Origin of the sequence: Acinetobacter sp. YH12043 (genome assembly GCF_013419915.1) — a bacterium.
Lineage (GTDB): Bacteria > Pseudomonadota > Gammaproteobacteria > Pseudomonadales > Moraxellaceae > Acinetobacter.
Genome location: NZ_VOZD01000006.1, coordinates 56,730 through 77,075 on the forward strand (window position 1 = coordinate 56,730; position 20,346 = coordinate 77,075).

18 protein-coding genes and 1 tRNA gene are annotated in these 20,346 nt (G+C 41.3%); 8 read left to right on the plus strand and 11 right to left on the minus strand.

The window, feature by feature from the left end; translation table 11 throughout:
- Positions 1-133 precede the first annotated feature (133 nt).
- The 3 genes from FTU01_RS04780 to FTU01_RS04790 form a co-directional block, all read right to left on the minus strand.
- Positions 134-1,405 (minus strand): OmpP1/FadL family transporter, encoded by a 1,272-nt coding sequence (locus FTU01_RS04780; protein ID WP_180053685.1) that lies wholly within the window; start codon positions 1,403-1,405, stop codon positions 134-136.
- A 337-nt stretch (positions 1,406-1,742) separates the two neighbouring features.
- A tRNA-Arg gene (locus tag FTU01_RS04785) sits at positions 1,743-1,818 on the minus strand.
- An 89-nt stretch (positions 1,819-1,907) separates the two neighbouring features.
- Complete coding sequence (locus FTU01_RS04790; RefSeq protein ID WP_166139632.1) at positions 1,908-3,260, minus strand: amino acid permease; 1,353 nt, start codon at positions 3,258-3,260, stop codon at positions 1,908-1,910.
- 332 nt (positions 3,261-3,592) lie between these two features.
- Here FTU01_RS04790 and prpF point away from each other — a divergent pair, with 332 nt between their 5' ends.
- Both prpF and FTU01_RS04800 read left to right on the plus strand, forming a co-directional pair.
- The gene (prpF, locus tag FTU01_RS04795; RefSeq protein ID WP_159122847.1) at positions 3,593-4,783 is read left to right on the plus strand and encodes a 2-methylaconitate cis-trans isomerase PrpF; all 1,191 of its coding nucleotides are present in this window, start codon (positions 3,593-3,595) and stop codon (positions 4,781-4,783) included.
- A 225-nt stretch (positions 4,784-5,008) separates the two neighbouring features.
- Positions 5,009-5,917 carry a polyprenyl synthetase family protein gene (locus FTU01_RS04800; protein WP_159122846.1) on the plus strand — a complete coding sequence of 303 codons (909 nt, stop codon included), beginning with the start codon at positions 5,009-5,011 and terminating at the stop codon, positions 5,915-5,917.
- A gap of 83 nt (positions 5,918-6,000) precedes the next feature.
- Here the strand turns inward: FTU01_RS04800 and putP are convergent, their stop codons facing one another.
- The 5 genes from putP to FTU01_RS04825 form a co-directional block, all read right to left on the minus strand.
- Complete coding sequence (gene putP, locus FTU01_RS04805; protein WP_159122845.1) at positions 6,001-7,512, minus strand: sodium/proline symporter PutP; 1,512 nt, start codon at positions 7,510-7,512, stop codon at positions 6,001-6,003.
- Positions 7,513-7,725: 213 nt separating this feature from the next.
- Positions 7,726-8,577, minus strand: a complete 852-nt coding sequence (locus tag FTU01_RS04810; RefSeq protein ID WP_159122844.1) for an SPFH domain-containing protein — start codon at positions 8,575-8,577, stop codon at positions 7,726-7,728.
- A gap of 3 nt (positions 8,578-8,580) precedes the next feature.
- Positions 8,581-9,063: an NfeD family protein gene (locus tag FTU01_RS04815; RefSeq protein ID WP_004783073.1), complete on the minus strand. Its 483-nt coding sequence runs from the start codon at positions 9,061-9,063 to the stop codon at positions 8,581-8,583.
- 101 nt (positions 9,064-9,164) lie between these two features.
- Entirely contained in the window at positions 9,165-10,082 is a 918-nt protein-coding gene (locus FTU01_RS04820) for a patatin-like phospholipase family protein (protein WP_004783071.1), read from the minus strand.
- A gap of 65 nt (positions 10,083-10,147) precedes the next feature.
- On the minus strand, positions 10,148-10,777 hold the full coding sequence (locus FTU01_RS04825; RefSeq protein ID WP_159122843.1) for a 1-acyl-sn-glycerol-3-phosphate acyltransferase: 630 nt from the start codon (positions 10,775-10,777) through the stop codon (positions 10,148-10,150).
- Positions 10,778-10,910: 133 nt separating this feature from the next.
- On the opposite strand from FTU01_RS04825, the gene FTU01_RS04830 reads away from it, so the two are divergent.
- From FTU01_RS04830 to FTU01_RS04840, 3 genes are all read left to right on the plus strand, one after another.
- Positions 10,911-12,152, plus strand: a complete 1,242-nt coding sequence (locus tag FTU01_RS04830; RefSeq protein WP_180138359.1) for an MFS transporter — start codon at positions 10,911-10,913, stop codon at positions 12,150-12,152.
- A gap of 359 nt (positions 12,153-12,511) precedes the next feature.
- Positions 12,512-13,774, plus strand: a complete 1,263-nt coding sequence (locus FTU01_RS04835; RefSeq protein WP_180138361.1) for a DcaP family trimeric outer membrane transporter — start codon at positions 12,512-12,514, stop codon at positions 13,772-13,774.
- Positions 13,775-14,049: 275 nt separating this feature from the next.
- Positions 14,050-14,751, plus strand: a complete 702-nt coding sequence (locus FTU01_RS04840; protein ID WP_180138363.1) for an HAD family hydrolase — start codon at positions 14,050-14,052, stop codon at positions 14,749-14,751.
- On the opposite strand, the gene FTU01_RS04845 is transcribed toward FTU01_RS04840, so the two are convergent.
- Positions 14,748-15,425: a DUF421 domain-containing protein gene (locus tag FTU01_RS04845; RefSeq protein ID WP_104426479.1), complete on the minus strand. Its 678-nt coding sequence runs from the start codon at positions 15,423-15,425 to the stop codon at positions 14,748-14,750. The genes FTU01_RS04840 and FTU01_RS04845 overlap by 4 nt on opposite strands.
- 478 nt (positions 15,426-15,903) lie before the next feature.
- Here FTU01_RS04845 and FTU01_RS04850 point away from each other — a divergent pair, with 478 nt between their 5' ends.
- The 3 genes from FTU01_RS04850 to FTU01_RS04860 all read left to right on the plus strand — a co-directional run bounded on the left by FTU01_RS04850 (position 15,904) and on the right by FTU01_RS04860 (position 18,226).
- Positions 15,904-16,590, plus strand: a complete 687-nt coding sequence (locus FTU01_RS04850; RefSeq protein ID WP_180138405.1) for a carbonic anhydrase — start codon at positions 15,904-15,906, stop codon at positions 16,588-16,590.
- A 143-nt stretch (positions 16,591-16,733) separates the two neighbouring features.
- Complete coding sequence (locus FTU01_RS04855) at positions 16,734-17,777, plus strand: molecular chaperone DnaJ (protein ID WP_180138407.1); 1,044 nt, start codon at positions 16,734-16,736, stop codon at positions 17,775-17,777.
- A gap of 68 nt (positions 17,778-17,845) precedes the next feature.
- A complete protein-coding gene (locus FTU01_RS04860) occupies positions 17,846-18,226 on the plus strand; it encodes an endonuclease domain-containing protein (protein WP_180053680.1) in 381 nt (126 codons plus the stop codon).
- 100 nt (positions 18,227-18,326) lie between these two features.
- Here the strand turns inward: FTU01_RS04860 and FTU01_RS04865 are convergent, their stop codons facing one another.
- Complete coding sequence (locus FTU01_RS04865; RefSeq protein WP_180138365.1) at positions 18,327-19,667, minus strand: nucleotidyltransferase; 1,341 nt, start codon at positions 19,665-19,667, stop codon at positions 18,327-18,329.
- Positions 19,664-20,314: an SLATT domain-containing protein gene (locus FTU01_RS04870; RefSeq protein ID WP_180138367.1), complete on the minus strand. Its 651-nt coding sequence runs from the start codon at positions 20,312-20,314 to the stop codon at positions 19,664-19,666. Before FTU01_RS04870 ends, FTU01_RS04865 begins: the two co-directional genes overlap by 4 nt.
- Positions 20,315-20,346 lie beyond the last annotated feature (32 nt).

Consider the following 20,346-nt stretch of genomic DNA (forward strand, 5'->3'; position numbering starts at 1 on the left):
TTAAAATATATTAAAAACAAAATTTAGGCAAAATTTGATTGGTGATAAAAGCATCGAATAGTATACAGGTGTATAAAAATATAATTGGGATAATAAAAACCACCCGAAGGTGGTCTTTATTAACTATCAGGAATTAGAAGCGATAGCCCATTTTTAAGCCATAACCTAGAGCATGGTTATCTTCAAAGTTACCAACATTTGGATTAGCAACAGTTAATGCTTGAGCATCGCCTAACCAGAAGTACTTCACACCACCGGCAATAAAGTAATTTGGAGCAGGTGAGAATTGTAGACCTAGGCCAACATTCCAGTAGCCTTCAGTTGGGCCTAAAGTTGTTATAGGATTACCTGCACCAGAATCCCAACCTACAGAGACATTACCTGCCCACTTTTCATTGAATTTACGACCAACACCTGCTGTAGCTGACCATTGATCTTTATTATATTCAACTAGGTTTCCACCCTGTAATGAAGTTAAGAGTGCTTTAGTTGCAGCAACTTCTGGAACTGGAACATCTGGAATTGTATTACCTACATCTGCAAGTTGGTCTAGAGCTTGTCCAAATTGAGTAGGACGAATTGCGAAACCATCCCAATTAACCCAGCGCACATTTAGGAAAGCCACTGTATCAGCCATAATCCCTGATTGGAAATCTAAGTTTACAGACTGTGGGGTGGTAACATTAGTTTTACCTGGCGCATAAGCAAATGCTTGAGGAGGTACACCAACTGGGGCAATTCCTGGGAAACCTGGTACAACGGTACTAGCATTTTCTGTTGTACTAAGCTCATGTTCAACTTCTGAACGATAAGTTAAAGAAGCTTTTAGGGCAATATCAGGAATTTGGAATGCTAAACCAGCAATCCAACCTAATTCACCATCTTTCTTCATGTTTGCATCATAGCCTTGTAAAGAGCTATATGCACCGCCGCGAAGATGTACTTCACCTTTAGCATTCTGATATACAGGACCTGCATAGAAGTTCCAGTTTTCATTAGGCTGGAAACCAAATAAGAATGTTAAATTTTCGGTATGTACTTCAGCTTCTGTACCATCTGTTCCAGTAGGATTAAATGCAGCAGATTGAGCTTTATATTCAGCTTCAGCACCAAAAGGTTGATCATAAAGAAGACCGAAAGAGAAATTATCTGTTACTTGAAGTTTTAAAGCAGCAGATGGGAAGTAATAATCACTAGCCATATCACCAGTAGATTGTCCGCCTAATCCTGCAGATGTAACACCAGAAACAGAAGGATCTAGGACTGAAATGCCTGCTTCAGCATAATTACCTGGTTGTAAAAACGCTGCGATAGATTGGCCTGAACGGTCCATCGCCGCTGCAAACGCGCCTGTCATAGGTACAGTTGCAAGAATCATTGCAGTAGTTAATGTTTTTAATTTCATTTACGTCTTTCCTTGAGGTACAAATTTATATCTAGCGTTGTTGTTTGCACTTATTAAATTCTTGGAGATTTCGGGTATTTATCCGCAATCATTTGTTACTCCATGTGACAAAAATAGCACAATTAAAATAAGAGTAAATGCTCTAGAAAAAACTAATTAGTCTAAAAAAGCACCAAAATAGAGTTTTTGCACCAAAAAATAGCCTTATTTTGAAATAAGTATTTGAAAGTAAAGTAAATAAAATAATGGAGAAAAAATGATTTTTTGTATAAAAAATATTCTAAAAATATGAAGATTAACGCTAATTTTTTGAAGTATAGATTACATTTTGAAAGGATGGTGCGCCCTGCGGGACTCGAACCCACGTCGGTCGCTTAGGAGGCAACTGCTCTATCCAGTTAAGCTAAGGGCGCAAAAAGAAGGCTATTGTACTGTAAAAATGCAAAAAAAAGTTATTGCCGAAACAATAACTTTAAAAATCATCGATTAAAAGATTTTTTGATTAATTCTTAGGGCGCAGTGCCTTAAACAGAATAAACATGATCACGACCCAGATCGGAAGCATCAGCACTGATTCTTTAAAACCTTGTGTCCACATGATGTAAAGAATGGTCGCAATGAAAGCTAAAACCAGAATATTACTTGCAGGTGACCACAATGCAGGGAAACTGGTCTTTTGTCCTAACTGCTTCATGCTTTGCATAAACTTGAAGTGAGTCAGGCTAATCATGGCCCAGTTCAGTACCAATGCACCTACCACCACATAAATCAGGTGACTTAAGGCATCTTCAGGAACAAAGTAGTTTAGGAGTACACAGCCGAAAATCAGCAGGGCAGAGAACAGTACTGCAGGAATAGGAACCCCTTGTTTGTTCACAGTCTTGAAGATTTTAGGGGCATTACCTTGCTGTGCCAGACCATAAAGCATACGGCTATTGGCATACATACCACTGTTATAAACAGAGAGTGCCGCTGTCAGAATGATGAAGTTCAGTAAATGTGCTGCCCAGTCAATGCCTAGTTGGCTGAAGATCATCACAAACGGGCTTTTATCTAGGCCGCCAAGCTCTAACTGATTCCAAGGTACTAAAGACAATAGAATGGTCAATGCACCTACATAGAATACCAGAATACGGAATACGACCTGATTAATCGCTTTTGGAATGGTTTTTTCTGGATTTTCAGCTTCTGCTGCCGCCATCCCGATCAGTTCAATCCCACCGAAGGCAAACATCAGGAAGGCCAGCATATAGAATAAGCCTTCAAAACCATTCGGGAAGAAACCGCCTGCTGTCCAAAGGTTGCTGAAAGAAGCACCTGAAGAGGCATCAGCAGTCAGGATCAGATAGAGACCAAAGACAATCATGGAAACGACCGCAGTCACTTTCACAATAGACAGCCAGAATTCTGATTCACCGTAGAATTTCACATTGCCGAGATTGACCAGCGTAATTACGATGAAGAAAAACAGGACTGAGGTCCAAGCAGGAATATGAGGCCACCAGTAATTAATATATTTTGCAACGGCGGTGAGCTCGGTCATAGCCACCAGGATATATAAGATCCAGTAGTTCCAACCCGCAAGGAAACCAGGGAATTTGCCCCAGTATTTATAAGCAAAATGGCTGAATGAACCTGCTACAGGTTCATGAACAATCATCTCACCCAATTGACGCATGATTAAGAATGCAATTAAGCCACCAATGGCATAGCCAAGAATAATAGAAGGACCCGCAGATTGGATCACCTGTGCGGAACCTAAGAATAAGCCTGTGCCAATTGCACCGCCCATGGCGATCAACTGAATATGACGGTTCTTTAAGCCACGCTGAAGTTGTGAAGACTCGTTATTCAAAGTGTTCAGCCCGACAATGTAAGAAATAGGTATAAAGATTGTAATGGAACAAAGATAAGAAGCCTAGAGCACCCGTCTGGATGAAATATTATTATCGTATTTATAAAAAAAAATTATAAAAATAAATAAAATAAAAGATATGTGAATCAATATATTAATTTTATTGAAAATGTAACTGATGAGTTTGCTGTTTTTTTAACTCGACACAAATGCTGTTTTTTTATACTTAGGTCGGGCAAGGCAGCTACTTGGCTTTAAACCGATTATACTCGTCTCAGAAATATTCAATAATTTTGATCAGAATAAAGACAAGCCAGAGGAAGAAAGTATTCATGAGTTTCGCTGCCCAAATCAAAATCCCGGCCACTTACATGCGCGGAGGCACCAGTAAAGGGGTGTTCTTTAAACTGGACGATTTACCTGCTGCTGCACAACAGGCAGGCCGAATTCGGGACCAGTTATTATTAAGAGTGATCGGCAGCCCGGATCCATATGGCAAGCAGATTGATGGGATGGGCGGTGCCAGTTCAAGTACCAGCAAAACTGTGATTCTGTCTAAAAGTCAGCAAGAAAATCATGATGTGGATTATCTGTTTGGTCAGGTATCGATTGATCGACCTTTTGTGGACTGGAGTGGTAATTGTGGCAATCTGACTGCAGCAGTTGGGGCATTTGCGATCTCCAATGGTCTAGTCGATCCTGCACGTATTCCTGAAAATGGGCTGTGTACGGTGCGAATCTGGCAGGCGAATATTCAGAAAACCATTATTGCCCATGTACCGATGCAGAATGGTCAGGTTCAGGAACTAGGCGATTTTGAGCTGGATGGCGTAACTTTCCCAGCAGCTGAAGTACAGATTGAATTTCTGGATCCAGCCGATGATGATGCTGAGGGCGGTTCAATGTTTCCGACCGGAAATTTAACCGATATGCTGGAAGTACCGAATATTGGCAGCTTTGAAGTGACGATGATTAATGCCGGGATCCCGACAGTTTTCTTAAAGGCAGAAGATCTGGGCTATAACGGTACCGAGTTACAGGACCATATCAATAATGATGCAACTGCCTTGGTGAAGTTTGAAACCATCCGAGCCTATGCTGCTCAACAGATGGGGCTGATTCAGGATATTAGTGAAGCTGTTACACGTCAGCATACGCCAAAGATCGCTTTTGTGGCTCCACCAAAGACTTATACGTCCTCTAGTGGTAAGGAAGTCACTGAAGCAGATAGCGATATTCTGGTCCGTGCCTTATCGATGGGTAAGTTGCATCATGCCATGATGGGAACAGCCGCTGTAGCGATTGGAACAGCGGCAGCGATTCCGGGAACCTTGGTTAATCGTGTTGCAGGTGGCGGGGAGCGTGAATCAGTCCGCTTTGGTCATCCTTCCGGTACCTTAAGAGTGGGTGCGCAAGCAGTGCAGGAAAATGGGGAATGGAAAGTGAAAAAAGCCATTATGAGTCGTAGTGCGCGTGTGCTAATGGAAGGTTGGGTGCGTGTCCCTGAAGATGTTCTCTCTTAAAATTATTCCTTGAGAAAATTAGCCTAAGTAAAACCATCAGTTCTCTGGTGGTTTTTTATTGATGCAGATTTTCTACCTCAAATTTTCAGTCTCAATACAGAATTATGAAACAACATTTGGATTTAAGACTGAAAATTCAAAGCAATTCTAGGTACAATACCTGATAACAGACAGGCACTTATAAACTTGTCATTTTATTATTCTGGCTACGTATTCGAGGCGAATGTGTCATCTATCACTGACGTATCAACCCATGCACTAACTCAAGCACAACAACGGATTCAACACGATTTAATGACTGCTTTGGAAGCCTTTTCCATTCCAGAACCGTTAAAGTCGGCAGTACATCATGCCGTAATGCTAGGAGGAAAGCGGGTACGTCCAGCGCTCTGTTATGCCACTGCTGCATTAAAGCCGAATCAGAATAGTGCTGCGGTACGCCGTGCCGCAGTTGCGATCGAGTTTATTCATTGCTATTCACTGGCACATGATGATCTGCCATGTATGGACAATGACTTGTTACGTCGTGGTCAGCCAACCTGTCATGCTGCTTTTGGTGAAGATACGGCTCTTTTGGCGGGTGATATTTTGCAATCTATGGCGTTTGAAATTCTGGGTAGTCGTCTGTTTGATCAGGGGCCTGCAGTAGAACCTGCGATTGTCTTGAAGCAGATGCAGATTCTGGCGACTGCTTCCTCGAAAATGGTCAATGGTCAGGTACTGGATTTACAGGCCGAAGGCAAAAAAATTGATCAGGAAGCACTGGAGACGATTCACCGAAATAAAACCGGTGCCTTGATCAGTGCAGCGATTATGATGGCAGCGGTGACGATCTTTGAAGGGACTGATGTGGCCATTCCAAAACTGCGTGAATTCGGGCAAGCGATTGGTCTGGCTTTCCAGGTGCAGGACGATATTCTGGATATTATTTCTGATACAGAAGTGCTGGGTAAAACCGCGGGCAAGGATGAACAGGTGGAGAAGTCAACTTATCCAGCATTAATGGGTTTAGAGAAAGCCCAGGCCTATGCACAGCAGTTACATGATCAGGCGATGACTGCACTGAATCATTTTGAAGGTCAAGCTGATGAACTGATGCAGATTACCCAGTTCCTGCTAACACGTAAGAGCTGATTTAAATAAACTAATCTTCCTGAAATTAGCTTAAAACGAGCATAAAAAAGAGGACTTAAAGTCCTCTTTTCTTTTATATTGAATTACTTGCTTTCGTTATACAGACGTTCTGCCTGTTCAAAGCGTGTTGTAATTTCAGCTGTTGGTGCTTTGCCTAAGAGACTTACAACTACAATCGCAATCCAAGAACAGATAAAGCCTGGAATAATTTCATAGATGCCGGCTGGAATAAAACCAAGACCTGTTCCACCAACAGTATTCTTCCACAGAATCACCATACATGCGCCAACGATCATGCCTGCCAAGGCGCCATTCAAGGTCATGCGCTTCCAGAACAAAGACAGAATAATCAGTGGACCAAAAGCAGCGCCAAAACCTGCCCAGGCATACGCCACCAGACCCAAGACTTTAGATTCAGGATTACCAGCCATCCAGATTGCCAATAAAGCAATGAGAAGCACCATCAAACGACCGACCCAAACCAGTTCTTTTTGTGAGGCATTTTTACGTAGGAATGATTTATAGAAGTCTTCAGTCAGGGTACTTGAACAAACCAGTAACTGACAGCTAAGCGTACTCATCACCGCGGCCAAAATTGCCGCCAGAACCACACCGGCAATCCATGGATTGAACAGGATTTTAGTCAGTTCCATAAACACGGTTTCAGGATTGGCATTCACCACAGCAGCGAGTTCCGGATGTTGCTGGAAATAGGCAATACCAAAGAAACCTGCGGCCACTGCACCACCCAAACAAAGCGTCATCCAGGTCATCCCGATACGGCGTGCATTTGGAATCGACTTCACTGAATCGGCGGCCATGAAACGCACTAAAATATGCGGCTGACCAAAATAACCCAAACCCCATGCCATTAATGACAGGATCGCGATGGTACTCAGATCACCGACCAAGTTCATGGCCTGTGGACGTGCGGCTTCCAAAGCGAGCGTAACTTGCGACATATCTGAAAAAGTCAGGATGGTTACGATTGGCGTAAGAAGCAGGGCGAAGATCATCAGGGTTGCCTGAATGGTATCGGTCCAGCTGACTGCCAGGAAACCGCCAATAAACACATAACTGATGGTTGCAATCGCACTGATCCAGAGCGCTGTGCTATAAGACATGTCGAACATGCTTTCGAACAGACGTGCACCTGCCACCATGCCTGAAGCACAGTAAATTGCAAAGAAAATCAGAATGACAAATGCAGAAACCACACGCAGCACTTTTTTCTGATCGTTAAAACGGTTCGAGAAATAGTCCGGCAGGGTCAGGGCATTGTGCTGGACTTCGGTATGGACCCGTAAACGGCCCGCAACCAGCAGCCAGTTCAGCCATGCACCGATAATCAGACCAATCGCAATCCACATTTCAGACAGGCCAGAAAGATAAATTGCGCCTGGCAAGCCCATCAGCAGCCAGCCACTCATGTCGGAAGCCCCTGCAGAAAGTGCAGTTACGAAACTACCTAAACGTCGGCCCCCTAAGATGTAATCAGAAAAGTTGTTTGTCGCGCGGTATGCCATCAGGCCAATTACGACCATGCCGACAATATAAAAAAGAAAGGTAATTAAGGTTGGATTTAGGGAGCTCATACGGTATCCATTTTTAAGTTGGACAGTAGATCGAAACAAGGATTATGACAGATGCGAAAGACTTTAATCCGAAAGCCAGGCAACATCGAATCCAGAGGATTTCAAAAATAAACGCGAAATTTAACCATAAATTCACAATCTTTGCTGAGATTTTCTTATTTTGAAAGAAAATAGGCAACCAATTGGCTGCCTATTGTGAAGTATCTCTGAAACTTAGTGACGTCCCATCACACCGCGAATGGTATTCAGCACATCGGCAGGCAAGACCACAGTCTTGGCATTTGGAGACTTGGCCATATCCTGCATGGCTTTGACATATTGTTCACCCAACAGATAAGCCACAGGAATTTCCTTATCGCCAATTGCCTGACTCACCATATCAATCGCACGCTGTGAAGATTCTGCCAGTACGACTTGTGCTTCTGCATCACGACGTGACGCTTCCAGACGACCATCAGCTTCCAGAATGGCGGCCTGTTTTTCACCATCCGCTTTAGTGACGGTTGCACGACGTTGACGCTCTGCCGCTGCCTGTTCTTCCATCGCCGTCTGCATAGTCACAGAAGGTTTAATATCCTGGATTTCAACTGTCTTTAAAGTGATTCCCCAGTCTGAAATATCATCAGAAATGCTGGACTTTAAACGCGCCTTGATATGATCACGTGAAGATAAGGCATCATCCAGATCCATTTCACCCACGATTGAACGTAGCGAAGTTTGTACCAGGTTCTGAATTGCCCAGGAGTAGTTCTCAATCCCGTATACCGCTTTTTCAGGAGTTGTCAGGTTGATATAAGCCACCGCATTCATCAGCAAGACGGCGTTATCACGGGTAATTACTTCCTGCGAAGGAATATCCAGAACGATATCTTTGGTAGTGACTTTATAAGCCACTTCATCTACATAAGGAATCACAAAATTCAGGCCAGGATTAAGTGTGGTGTGGTATTTACCCAGACGTTGCACAATCCATTTATAGCCTTGTGGAACAATCCGTACACCTTTAAAAATGGTAATCGCAACAAAGGCCAAGAACGCAATAACAATGATAGTGCCAGGAGACATAATTTATTCACCTTTTTCGTTTTGATATTGAGTGCTGTGGGGCTGTACAACCAGGTCATTTCCCAGAATATCGACAACACGGACACGATCCCCAACCTGAACTTTATCCAGAGCACGGCAATCCCATTCATCCGAGCCTAAAACTGGCAGCGGAAAACGGACCCGGATCTGATCCTGTTCAAGATCGGTCTGAATCACCATGCCAATTTGGCCAATAGTGGCCTCACGCGACAAGCCGGCTTTGGTCTTGTCGATAGAAAGCGGCTTGATAAACTTGAACCAGAGCAAGGTACAAAGAACAGACAGGATGATCCAGGTCAGGATCTGGGTGGTCAGTCCCATCATCGGGAACATCCAGTACAGAATGCCGACCATAATGGCACCAATCCCGAACCAGAGGGCAGCAAAAGCGGGCAGGAGTAATTCTGACAGAATAAGAAGTATTCCCAATACAAACCAGTGCCAAGGTTCAAGAACTAATTCCATATCGTGACCTATATTGCTAAGTATTTAATTAATCATCATCTTTATATGATTTACTTCCAATGTAGCAGATGCTGCAGCAGATGAATATAAAAAATTTCTGATTAAAATTTTGCCGGTCGTGCAGGCTTGAATGCAGCCGGAGACTGCCTAAAATCACTGATGGCTTTTTCAATTGAACGGATTTTCAGTTGCGCGGCTTTTTCACCTTCAAGAATGGTCTCATTGCTGGCTTTTAAATCCAGCGTACCAATATGACCTACTTTAGGCTGGATCACGATATTAGCTTGCCTGAGTTCTTCATTGATACTTTGCTGACCCATAATATTAATAGTCTGGTCCAGTACGCCCCACATGTTGAGTGCTTTATTGCTGTCCGGACGTGCAGATATATCTACGGCAATAACAATATCTGCTCCCATATCTTTGGCCGTTTTTACTGGAATTGGACTAACCAGACCGCCATCGACATATTTTGTACCGCCAATTACAGCGGGCACAAAGACATTCGGAATACTGCAAGAGGCACGCACGGCTTGTCCGGCATTGCCTTTGATAAAGTCAGCTTTACGGCCATTGTCTAGGCGGGTTGCCACTGCCGCGAAGCGAATCGGGAACTGTTCAATCGGTTTATTCGCCACATTTTTATTGACGAAATCCTGCAGTTTCTGTCCGGCAATAATCCCTTGGCGGTTCAGGGTTAAATCACGAATATCGGATTCTTTAAAGTTCAAGGCGATTTGCTGCAACTGATAAGGAGATTTGCCGCTGGCATATAGACTGCCCACGAAGCTTCCGGCACTAGTTCCAGTAACAATCTTCGGTTTGATGCCGTGCGATTCGAGGACTTTGAGTACCCCGATATGGGCAAAGCCTTTGGCACCGCCACCACCGAGCGCAATAGCCACCACAGGTTCACGAGCCTGAAGAGGAGTAGAGGTTGTTGGGGTTTTAGTAGCTTTATCACATGCTGCAAGGCTTAAACCCAAGCAGCCAATCAGAGCATAACGGGTTAATTTCATTATAAAAAAACTGGCGATTAAATCAACAAAATTCAGGCTATCACATCAAAAAAAGCCAGTTTTGCCTAGTCTTTTTTCAAAAGCTTTTGTAACGGCTTGGCGACCCAATCCGGATTTTTGGCCGAAAATTTACCTTCATAATGCTTATAGATCTGTTCCAGATCATATTCATAATCACCTGTCAGGTGATATACACCGAGGATATGAACGGTCTTGATGTCATAGTCAAAGGAAAACATCACAATCGGCAAATGGGCTGCCTTGGCAATATGATAAAAACCACTGCGGATTTTTTCTGGCGCCTTGCGAGAACCTTCCGGTGCCATACCTACCCAGATCCGATCAGTCTTATTAATGACATCAACAATCTGTCGGGTATGTCCTTGAGGGGTATCACGTACAACCGGAACCACACCAATCCATTCCAGGATCGGTTTAAGTGGTGTGCGGAATAAACTGTCCTTGCCAAAAATCGTAATCTGAATACCCAGACCGAGTAGAGCATTAAAACCTAGCCAGGCATCGATATTCGAGGTATGCGGGGAAATAATCGCTACTGCTTTAGGCAGGTTAGGGAACTCACCTTTGAGCTGCCAGCCCTGAGCCAAAAATAGCTGTTTAAACAGGGTTTGGCTCAGTTTACCTCCGCGGGAGGGAACCAATGGAGGGAGTTTGGGAAAGCGTGTTGTACTCATCGATGTCTCATCCTGAAACGTATTTTTCTTTATTTTTGATCATATTAGACTGTTGTAAAATCTGGATCATTGGCAAAATGTATAGCGATGATGGATGCTTTTAGCATTTTTACCTTAAGGACCTGCGCTGAATATGCGGAATACTTATATTTTATTGTTTTCCCTATATTGGGCACAGGGGCTTCCGGTCGGGTTTATGACCCATGCCTTGCCGGTCATTCTGCGAGCTGAAGGCGTATCTCTGGCACATATTGGTGGCTTTGGCCTGCTCATGCTGCCATGGTCGATAAAAATCTTCTGGGCACCTTTAGTTGATCGCCATGGATCAAAAGCTAGAGGTCATTATCGAAGCTGGATTATTCCTTTGCAATGGCTTTCTGTCGCTGTACTGATTGGGCTGTCCTTTTTGCCGATCCAAGCCTTAAACCAGCCCCTGTTTCTGCTGACCTTTTTTATCACGTTGTTAGTGATGAATGGGATCGGCGCTACTCAGGATATTGCTACCGATGGACTGGCAGTCAATATTCTAAAAAATGAACAACAGCACTGGGGTAATACCTTTCAGGTGATTGGCTCCCGCTTGGGCTTTATTGTTGGAGGCGGAGCAGTCCTATGGTTACTCGATTTTTTGCATTGGCAGATGACCTTTTTACTGCTGGCAGCTCTGGTCTTTCTGAATACTTTACCGGTGTTATGGTTTAAAGAGCCGGATCACCAAAAGATGATTTCTTCATCATCTGAAAAATTACCTGCTCGGACTAGAATCAAAGCTTATTTTCAATATTTTTTAGCTGATTCTACCTTGGCGACATGGCTGCTGGTTTTACTGACCTTTAAAGTGGCAGATGGTCTGTCTGGGCCCTTATTAAAACCTTTGATGGTCGATTTGGGACTGAGTTTTAGTCAGATTGGTATTTATGTCACCATGCTTGGTGCTTTTGCAGCATTAATTGGCGCAGGGCTAGCAGGCTGGTGTTTGAAATACTGGTCGCGCAGCTGGAGTTTAATGATTTTCTCTATTCTGAAAATACTCAGTCTAATCGCTTATGCCTGGCTGGCTGCACAATATGAAGCCCAAAACAAAGTGGCAAACTGGATCATTTATCTCATTAATGCTGCCGAGGATATGATATCGGCCATGCTCTTAGTCGTTATGTTGACCTTGGTGATGCAATACAGCCGCAAGCATCTGGCAGGAACTGATTTCACTTTTCAGGTCGCCTTGATGGCTACTGTAAGCGGGGGACTTTATAGCCTGAGCGGGCTACTAGGGGATTATTGGGGGTATGCACAGTATTTAACATATATTGTATGGATCAGCGTGTTTTTATTATGGCCTATTGTATTTTGGGGTAGAACACAGCAAGACTCCTGATCATTGCAACGCATCAATTAAAGCCGTATTAAAAACAATCAAATTATTTTAAAAGTGTCGTTAATACATATTTTAGCTAAAAGTATGAGATAAAAATGATTTCAAACTGAGTCTAAAATTGTTAAATTTCTGATGTTTTTATACGGCTTATTATGTAGGTATAGTTAAAAAACATAAATCCAGTAAAATCATGTAACATGATAAGGATGGTTTTTAACTATGCACATTGTTCGTGAGTGATCTTACGAAATAATAAAATAAGTCAATTTATAATTATAGATATTCCACACGCTTTAGATTTTAGTGGGAATCAGTGAGCTTTCAAAGCCAATGAACGTTTGTTCAATATGGAGAATTTAATGAATCAAGTTTTAACACGAAAGTTTTTAGCTAAGGGATTAGCAGTTGCAGTAACAACCTTGATGATGGGGACGGTTGCACATGCTGAAACACAAGAGCAAAAAGAAATTAAGCAGCTGCGTCAAGAAGTTGAAGCACTAAAAGCATTAGTAACACAGCAGCAACAAGTTCAGCATAATCAAGCCGTGCAGATTGAACAAGTTAAAGCAGCACCACAACCATCAGCAGCTGCACCGAAAGCACTAAGTACAAAATCAGATACTGAAGTGAAGCTATATGGTTTCGTTCGTGGTGATGCGAACTATATCATTGAAGGTTCAGCAGGTGACTTCTCTGACGTTGCTAAAACCAATGGTCAAACCAGAGACAAGTTAGTTGCAACAGCAAAAACAACACGATTGGGTTTAGATTTTAAAACCAGTGTTAACGGTGCAGAGGTTGGCGGTAAACTTGAAAGTGATTTCGCAGGTACTAACGATTCATTCCGTATACGTCAAGCATATTTAACCTATGAAAATTGGTTGATTGGTCAAACCCAATCTAACTTCTTGTCAAATCATGCACCGTTTATGATTGACTTTAGCACCAACGTTGGTGGTGGTACTACCCGTCTACCAATGGTTCGTTATGGTTTTGATTTGACACCAGCAACGCAATTGTTCTTGGCGGCAGAAAAGCCAAACTCAAGTGCTGAAGACATCAAATCAAGCGTACCAACATTGACCGCTAAATTGGCACACAACTTTGATGACAAAAAAGGTAATGCGTCTGCGCGTGCTTTAGTTGAAGTTTATAAAGATGAAGACGTCAACAAGCGTAAAGCAGGTTGGGGCCTAGCAGCAGGTACAACGTATCAAGTACTTGATCCTTTAAAAGCGACGCTAGATGTCAGCTATACCAAAGGTGTAAACGGTATTTTGTATGGTACCAATGCCAATGCTGCATTCGTAGATGATGAAGGTAACCGTAATATTGAACAAAATGAAATTTGGGCGGTACAAACGGGCTTAACGTACAGCATTTTATCTAACTTAAAAACCTCACTTGGTTATGGTGCATTATTTGCTGATAAAGACTCAGACTATGCAGACCTCAATGAGGCTGCAAACAAAGAGGTACAACAAGCATGGTTAAACTTGGTGTATTCACCAGTTAAACCGCTTGAGTTTGGTATTGAGTATGTCAACGGTGAGCGTAAAACCTTTAATAATGAAAAATTCAAAGATAACCGTATTGGTTTAATGAGTAAATATAGCTTCTAATTGATGATGTGAAGCTAAATAAAAAAAATCCCACCACTTGGTGGGATTTTTTTTATCAATACCTTGGGAGAAGGTTGTTTTTAATTAAAGCATAGGGATTTTGTACATGCTTAAAATACAAATTCTAACCCAGAGTTTTATTTTCCTATCAAAAAGCGGTACTTCAGCATCACTTTTTATGCTCAAAACAACAAAACTTAGCAATTTTATGTCTGATCTAACAAGTTTCGGACTGTTAACATGATTGAAAGTTTCAGCATTTCGTTTTGAAAATTATGCCTATTCAAGCTGTTTTATTCGATCTTGACAATACCTTGACCCATCGTGATCTGACGACACAGGCCTATAGCCGTTATCTGGCGGAGTATTATGCTTCGGCACTAGCACAGATTGAACTTGAGAAAATTATTGAGATTGTGCGACGCATAGACAATGGCGGTTATCCGAAAAAGGAATTGCTGACTCATGGCAGTATTGGCGCTTCAGCTGCATATGCATTGTTGCAGGAATTATCCTGGTTAACTCCACCAGATCTAGAGGAGCTAGCGCAGTTCTGGTTCAGCGAGTTTGGACGTTTCGCCGTAGAGATGCCGCAAGCAGGGCAAGTATTAAAACAGCTTAAAACTGAAGGTTATCGCTTGGCCATTGTATCCAATGGCGGACATGAGACCCGATTAAATACCATTCGCGGTTTAGGTATTGCAGAGTATTTTGATGAGATTGTCAGTTCAGGATTGGTCGGCTTTAATAAACCGCAACCGGAAATTTTCCAGATTACCGCAGAGCGTTTAGGCGTGCAGCCAGAGAAGTGTCTATATATTGGTGATCATCCTGTCAATGATATTCAAGGCGCAACAGCCGTAGGTATGCATGCTTTGTGGATGCAAGGTTTCCATCCGGATGCCGGACATATTCAATATAAGATTCAGCAATTACCAGAAATCTTTGATCATTTGCAGCGGCTTAAGCAGCTTTAAGTAATCCGGTGACTATTCATGGCTTTTGCCCATTGGTGAGAATGACAGCGTGGACAAGTTTGTTCCGCTTCTTTTAAATGCTGGACTTGACCGCAATAAATACAAGCATAAAGCTCTTCTGGCTTGACTTCTTTGACTATGCAGCAGGATTTCGGGAAAAGCGGGAGTCCATGCCGAACATCATCTGGATGGAAATACAAAATGCTGAATTTACCGTCAGTTTCCAGTAAACCTAAACGCACCTGACCCAAATGTTCAATGCCTTGCTGACGCATTTCAGCAAAGAATTCATCATGAGACATTTTGCCTTTTTTAATTTCATCAATGACCAGTAAACCATCTTCCACAATATGAATCGGTTTGCCTTCGAGCAGGTCTTCAAACCATTGAAATTTCATCATGAGCCAGGTGGTGAGGCGATACAGAAAAATGATCACCGACATGATCAGCGCTGCCTGGATCAAGGGGAGATCTTCTGTAAACATCGGATCGCCAGCAATGGAACCCAAAGCAAGAATGATGGTGACTTCAAAGATCGAAAGTTGTCGTACCCCACGTTTACCTGTCAGCCGCAGAAACAGGATAATCATCGCGTACATCACTACACAGCGCAGCAAAATTTCTGTGGCAAATTCCCAGGTCGTATCATTTATAAATATGGTGGCCCAGTCCATTGTTATTATTCCAGATCACTCTTTGTTACGAGTCTATCAATCTCGGCTGTTAGTTTGCTGCTGTAATTGTGTAAGTTTTTGAATAAAAATAAATTATGTTTTTTGAATGTGATTGCTATAAGTAAAAGATATAGCGATTTTAAGAAAATAAGATAGATATTTCATGTAAATATTGATTGATTATTCAACAGATTAAATTTGAACCAGTTCACATTTTACTCTGTATGATTTTTAATCAGTACAAATAATATCCTACTGAAATATATCAAGATAAAATCTGAGTAATTTCCTAGGAATAATGAGAACTATTTAATGATTTGTAATCAAATAACTTGATAATTATAAATTTCTGTATGTTGTGCCCTGAAAAATATAGCGATTAGATCAAACTAAAAATCTGTTTTTTAAATTAAAAATATTGATTTTGACTTCCAAGAAAGGATGTATTGTGAAAAAGATATTCACGCTTTTAACGGTTATGGGCTTAAGTACAGCGGTATTTGCAGATGCAGACTGGAACTATGATCAGCCTGAACAGTGGTCGACTCTAAACCAGAAATATTCAGCCTGTAATGGACTGAACCAGTCACCAATCAATATCGAGCGAACAGTCAAAGCCGAACTGGAACCGCTCAAGTTTAGCTATAATACCATGATTCACGCAATTGAAAATAAAGGTCATACCGTTCAGGTAGACTTTGCCCAAGGCGGAGAATTGCAGCTGGATGATGAAACTTTTGTGCTGAAACAGTTTCATCTGCATAGCCCAAGTGAGAACCTGATTAAGGGCAAGAGCTATCCTCTAGAGATTCATTTTGTCCATGCCAATGCTCAAGGGGAACTTGCTGTAGTGGCGATGATGTTTGAGCAGGGTACAGAAAATCCGATGCTTAAACGTATGTGGAATCGCTTGCCGAAAAAGCAAGGTGAAAAAGTCGTCTTGAAGAAACCGCAACCTGTAAATGAGATGTTGCCTAAGAATCTGGATTATTACCGCTTTAGTGGTTCGCTGACCACACCACCATGTTCCGAAGGTGTGCGCTGGTTAATTCTGAAAGAGATCCAGCAGGCCTCAAAGCAACAGATTTCAGAATTTTCCAAGCTAATGGGACATTCAAATAACCGTCCGGTACAGCCCTTAAATGGCCGTGTGGTACTGGAATAATAAACAGCAGCATGGAAAAAGCAGACACAGTTCTGCTTTTTTTAATTCTGATACAAATTTCAATAGCCTAAGGTGAAAAGAACTTTGTGGCGAATGCTGAAAGAATTAATATAGATAAGATTTCCTTGGGTCTTTCTGCTGCCATGCTCTTTGACTTAAAAACCATGATCCAGCCATTCACAGCGCTTTCGCCACAGCAGAAGAAGCTGGATCGTCTGATTGATAAAATCGAACAGCAGAAGTTGGAGTTAAAACAATGGCAACAGGCTGAAGAAGACCTACAGCAATATACGCATAAAACTTTCATGCCGGTCTATCATGAATTACATGGTGTGCTGTTTGAGCAGCTCGAACAGCTCTGGAAGCACTTGCAGGAAACAGATTTTACCAAGGTCGAGTTGGTAGTACTGGATGAGAAGATTCAATACCTGGCAGATTATCTGCAAGATTCTCAGGCGATGTCAGCGCAAGAAGCCAATAAGGTCAATGAAATCTTCATCTATTATCAGCAACGCGCTGAACATGCTCAATTCAGAAAAAGCCAAAAAAAGATCAATGAACTGGAAAGGTTTTTTAAGAATGAAAATGTCCCAGATCCGGCTGATGCTGAGGGATTTGAAGAATGGGCCTCTGATCATTTTCAGCAAATCCGCAAGCAGGCCAAATTAAAACGCCAGCAGGAAAAGCAGGGACAGGCAGCTGCGATGGCAGAGCAGTCAGTGAAATCTGTATATTTAAAGATTGCTGCAGCGATTCATCCGGATCGTGAAGCGAATGATGTAAAAAAGATTAAAAAAACTGAATTATTGCAGCGTGCCAACGAAGCCTATGCAGAACAGGATTTGTTTGCCTTACTAAAAATGCAGCTTCAGATTGAGCAAGATCGAGATCCTTCGCAAAAGAGTTTAAGTGCAGAGCAAGTAAAGCTATATCAACTGGCTTTGGATGCGCAGAGCCAGAAGTTACAAAAGCAGATCGATGTATTGATCAATAGATTGGTCTGGTCATCGAAAACCAGAATTGCAGTCAAAAAAGCGAAGGGCAAGGTTCAGATTGCTGATCTATATAAGCAGATTGATGAAGATACTTCTACTATCAAGCAGCAGATTAAAGTCGAAAAAGAACGCCTGATGTATATCAAAAAGGTGAAAGGATTAGAGATGTTTTTAAGGCATGGGATGCTTTAAGGTTTTTCTACCTCTTCCTTGGGGAGAGGTTATAAAATCTGCTAATCTCACAAAAAATAAAAAATACCATGAACAAAAAGCTTTCTCCTCAACTTTTAATTTTCGCCAAATTCATGCGCCACACTGCCACCGATGCTGAGCACCTCATGTGGCAAATCCTTCGTGCCAAACGTTTTATGAATCTTAAATTTCGTCGTCAGCATGTGATTGAGCCTTATATTGTGGATTTTTACTGTCATGAAATTGGTTTGGTGATTGAGTTGGATGGCAGTCAGCATGGAACGGATGATGCTATGGAATATGATGCTGAAAGAACCAAGTTTTTGGAGGCTTTGGGTTTGAGAGTTGTGAGGTATTGGAATAATGAAGTGTTGTTAGAAACTGATGATGTATTAGATGATTTATGGAAAGTGTGTTTAGGGCTTAAAAGTAAAAACACCTCTCCCTAACCCTCTCCTAAAAGGAGAGGGAATTTCATTACTAAATCCATGCAAGCATTAATTCAAATGACGCTCCCTCTCCCTATGGGAGAGGGCTGGGGTGAGGGTACTAGATATGGACACTTACATGATCACGAGCGACACATACTCCATTTTTTATAATGTAGCATTCAACCCAATGTTCACCACAGAAACTAGACTTTTCCTGAAGGCGAGAATCTTTGTGCTTTCCGAAAGTACTATCTTGTAATGCACCACGTTCTTGATTTTTTGCTACGGCAGCAGGACCAATATTACGTACCTTCCACTTGACTTGATATGGTGGTTCTACATCTGTATCCCTGATGTGGAACTCCAAATTTCTACTTATAGGAACTTTATAATTAGACAAAGCTTTCTTAAGCATTTTCCAAGTTCTTGATTCCTGACTAATAGAGTAATCAATAGATAGATAATTTCTAATATCAACTTTTCCATTATAAGCATATTCAATAAATTGTTCGTTAGGAGCTTTCTTACGAACAAGGAAACTCTCGTGAAGTTGCTCTAATTCTTCTTCTGGGAAGTTCACCCCAAATACTTTTGACCATTTTTCATTAGCAAGAGATTCATCTTCTAAAGCTTCAAGGCATAATTGATAAGCTTTTTTGATTTTTCTATGATTTTGCCACGAACCATGTACATTTTGCTTACTACCTGGTGCTTTCCAAATTTTTTGATCAGGTGAAAGCTCGTATTGGTCAAATAAATATTTAAAAAAGTCTTTTACTAACTCACCATACTTCTTATAACTAATATCTTTATATTCTTCAGTTTGTGTAAGAAAGTTAAAAACTAAAGTATCAATCCAAAGACCTGAACACTTGGCACCAACATGGTTTTTCCAAGAGCGCACCATCCGACATAAATGACGGTAAGTATCATTTCCGTATTCTAAATTTAGTGTACGAGTGGCTTCTATTTCAAGCTTAGGTTTTGTTTTTCGCCAACGCCCCCCATTATTAGTATCAGGAAATGTATACACATTGAGATCTAAGCTTCCATCTTCATTTTTATCTAAATAGAAAGTCGGTAAAACTTCGATTCGAAATCCGTCTAAATCGATTCCTACGATTTGACCATCTGCTTTGACTTGTTCATTGTTATAGACAGTTTGAATAGCTTTTTTAACATCTTGTAATAAAGCACTCTGTTCACCAGTTGAGTATGCATTGAACTTATCGTAAGTTGCTTTTGGTAGCTCAAATGCCATATCAAGATCGCTGATACCATTGATACCAGTTTTTCGTCCATAAGACCCAATTTGACGACAATGAGTAGAGGTGCTCTCAGACTCATAGTAGTATTCATTTAAAGCTTTAGTAACTTTGTTGTAATTTTCTGAAATTTCACCTGCATTTTGAATACGTATGTTTTCAATAAATTTTTTGAATAAAGACGCCGTTGTCATTTGCAGATTCCTTCAAAAAATTGTAAATATGTTTGAGCAAGACCATTAGCTATTAAATGATTAGCTATATAAAAACCAATGATTAGCAAAAGAATTAGCAAGCAAATCGCAACACAAAGAACAAAAAATGAAAAAGGTAATTTATCAAAGAAAAATTTTAGTTTTAATTCTTCTGTAAACCATTGAGTATTAATTTTTTTTGTCCAAAACATTTTAATATGAGCGTACCAATCACTACCAAAAATATGCTTTTCAAAAGCTAATTTTTGTTGTTCATCATTAAGCTGATGCATTTGATCTATATAGGAATCTAACTGATTGTTATTAGATGCTTTTACTGCAAAATAAAGACTTTTAAATTTTTTTTCAACTTCTTGAAGAGCTAAAGCTCCATCTAAGTAATTTTTATCGTCATATTTTGAAATATATACACAAATTACACCTGCTATTATTCCAGTCACTACGAGCGCGGTAATAGCATTAAGGTTTTGGTATGCTAATAATAAGATGCCCAAAATAACACCACCCACAGTCAGTCTTGTACTTGTTTTAGTAGCAATGTCGTAGGTAGAAAAGCATTTATCTTTGCCATAACTTGTAGCATAAGCATAGGTTGCAATTTCGTGTAATAGCTCGTCTTTTGTCATGTAATTCAGGTATTTATTGTGTTACACGTTTT

Excerpts from the sequence above, each read along its gene's own strand:
- FTU01_RS04780 (WP_180053685.1), bottom strand. The coding sequence starts at position 1,405 with ATGAAATTAAAAACATTAACTACTGCAATGATTCTTGCAACTGTACCT.
- prpF (WP_159122847.1), top strand. The coding sequence starts at position 3,593 with ATGAGTTTCGCTGCCCAAATCAAAATCCCGGCCACTTACATGCGCGGA.
- putP (WP_159122845.1), bottom strand. The coding sequence starts at position 7,512 with ATGAGCTCCCTAAATCCAACCTTAATTACCTTTCTTTTTTATATTGTC.
- FTU01_RS04810 (WP_159122844.1), bottom strand. The coding sequence starts at position 8,577 with ATGTCTCCTGGCACTATCATTGTTATTGCGTTCTTGGCCTTTGTTGCG.
- FTU01_RS04815 (WP_004783073.1), bottom strand. The coding sequence starts at position 9,063 with ATGGAATTAGTTCTTGAACCTTGGCACTGGTTTGTATTGGGAATACTT.
- FTU01_RS04820 (WP_004783071.1), bottom strand. The coding sequence starts at position 10,082 with ATGAAATTAACCCGTTATGCTCTGATTGGCTGCTTGGGTTTAAGCCTT.
- FTU01_RS04825 (WP_159122843.1), bottom strand. The coding sequence starts at position 10,777 with ATGAGTACAACACGCTTTCCCAAACTCCCTCCATTGGTTCCCTCCCGC.
- FTU01_RS04830 (WP_180138359.1), top strand. The coding sequence starts at position 10,911 with ATGCGGAATACTTATATTTTATTGTTTTCCCTATATTGGGCACAGGGG.
- FTU01_RS04835 (WP_180138361.1), top strand. The coding sequence starts at position 12,512 with ATGAATCAAGTTTTAACACGAAAGTTTTTAGCTAAGGGATTAGCAGTT.
- FTU01_RS04840 (WP_180138363.1), top strand. The coding sequence starts at position 14,050 with ATGCCTATTCAAGCTGTTTTATTCGATCTTGACAATACCTTGACCCAT.
- FTU01_RS04845 (WP_104426479.1), bottom strand. The coding sequence starts at position 15,425 with ATGGACTGGGCCACCATATTTATAAATGATACGACCTGGGAATTTGCC.
- FTU01_RS04850 (WP_180138405.1), top strand. The coding sequence starts at position 15,904 with ATGGGCTTAAGTACAGCGGTATTTGCAGATGCAGACTGGAACTATGAT.
- FTU01_RS04855 (WP_180138407.1), top strand. The coding sequence starts at position 16,734 with ATGCTCTTTGACTTAAAAACCATGATCCAGCCATTCACAGCGCTTTCG.
- FTU01_RS04860 (WP_180053680.1), top strand. The coding sequence starts at position 17,846 with ATGAACAAAAAGCTTTCTCCTCAACTTTTAATTTTCGCCAAATTCATG.
- FTU01_RS04865 (WP_180138365.1), bottom strand. The coding sequence starts at position 19,667 with ATGACAACGGCGTCTTTATTCAAAAAATTTATTGAAAACATACGTATT.
- FTU01_RS04870 (WP_180138367.1), bottom strand. The coding sequence starts at position 20,314 with ATGACAAAAGACGAGCTATTACACGAAATTGCAACCTATGCTTATGCT.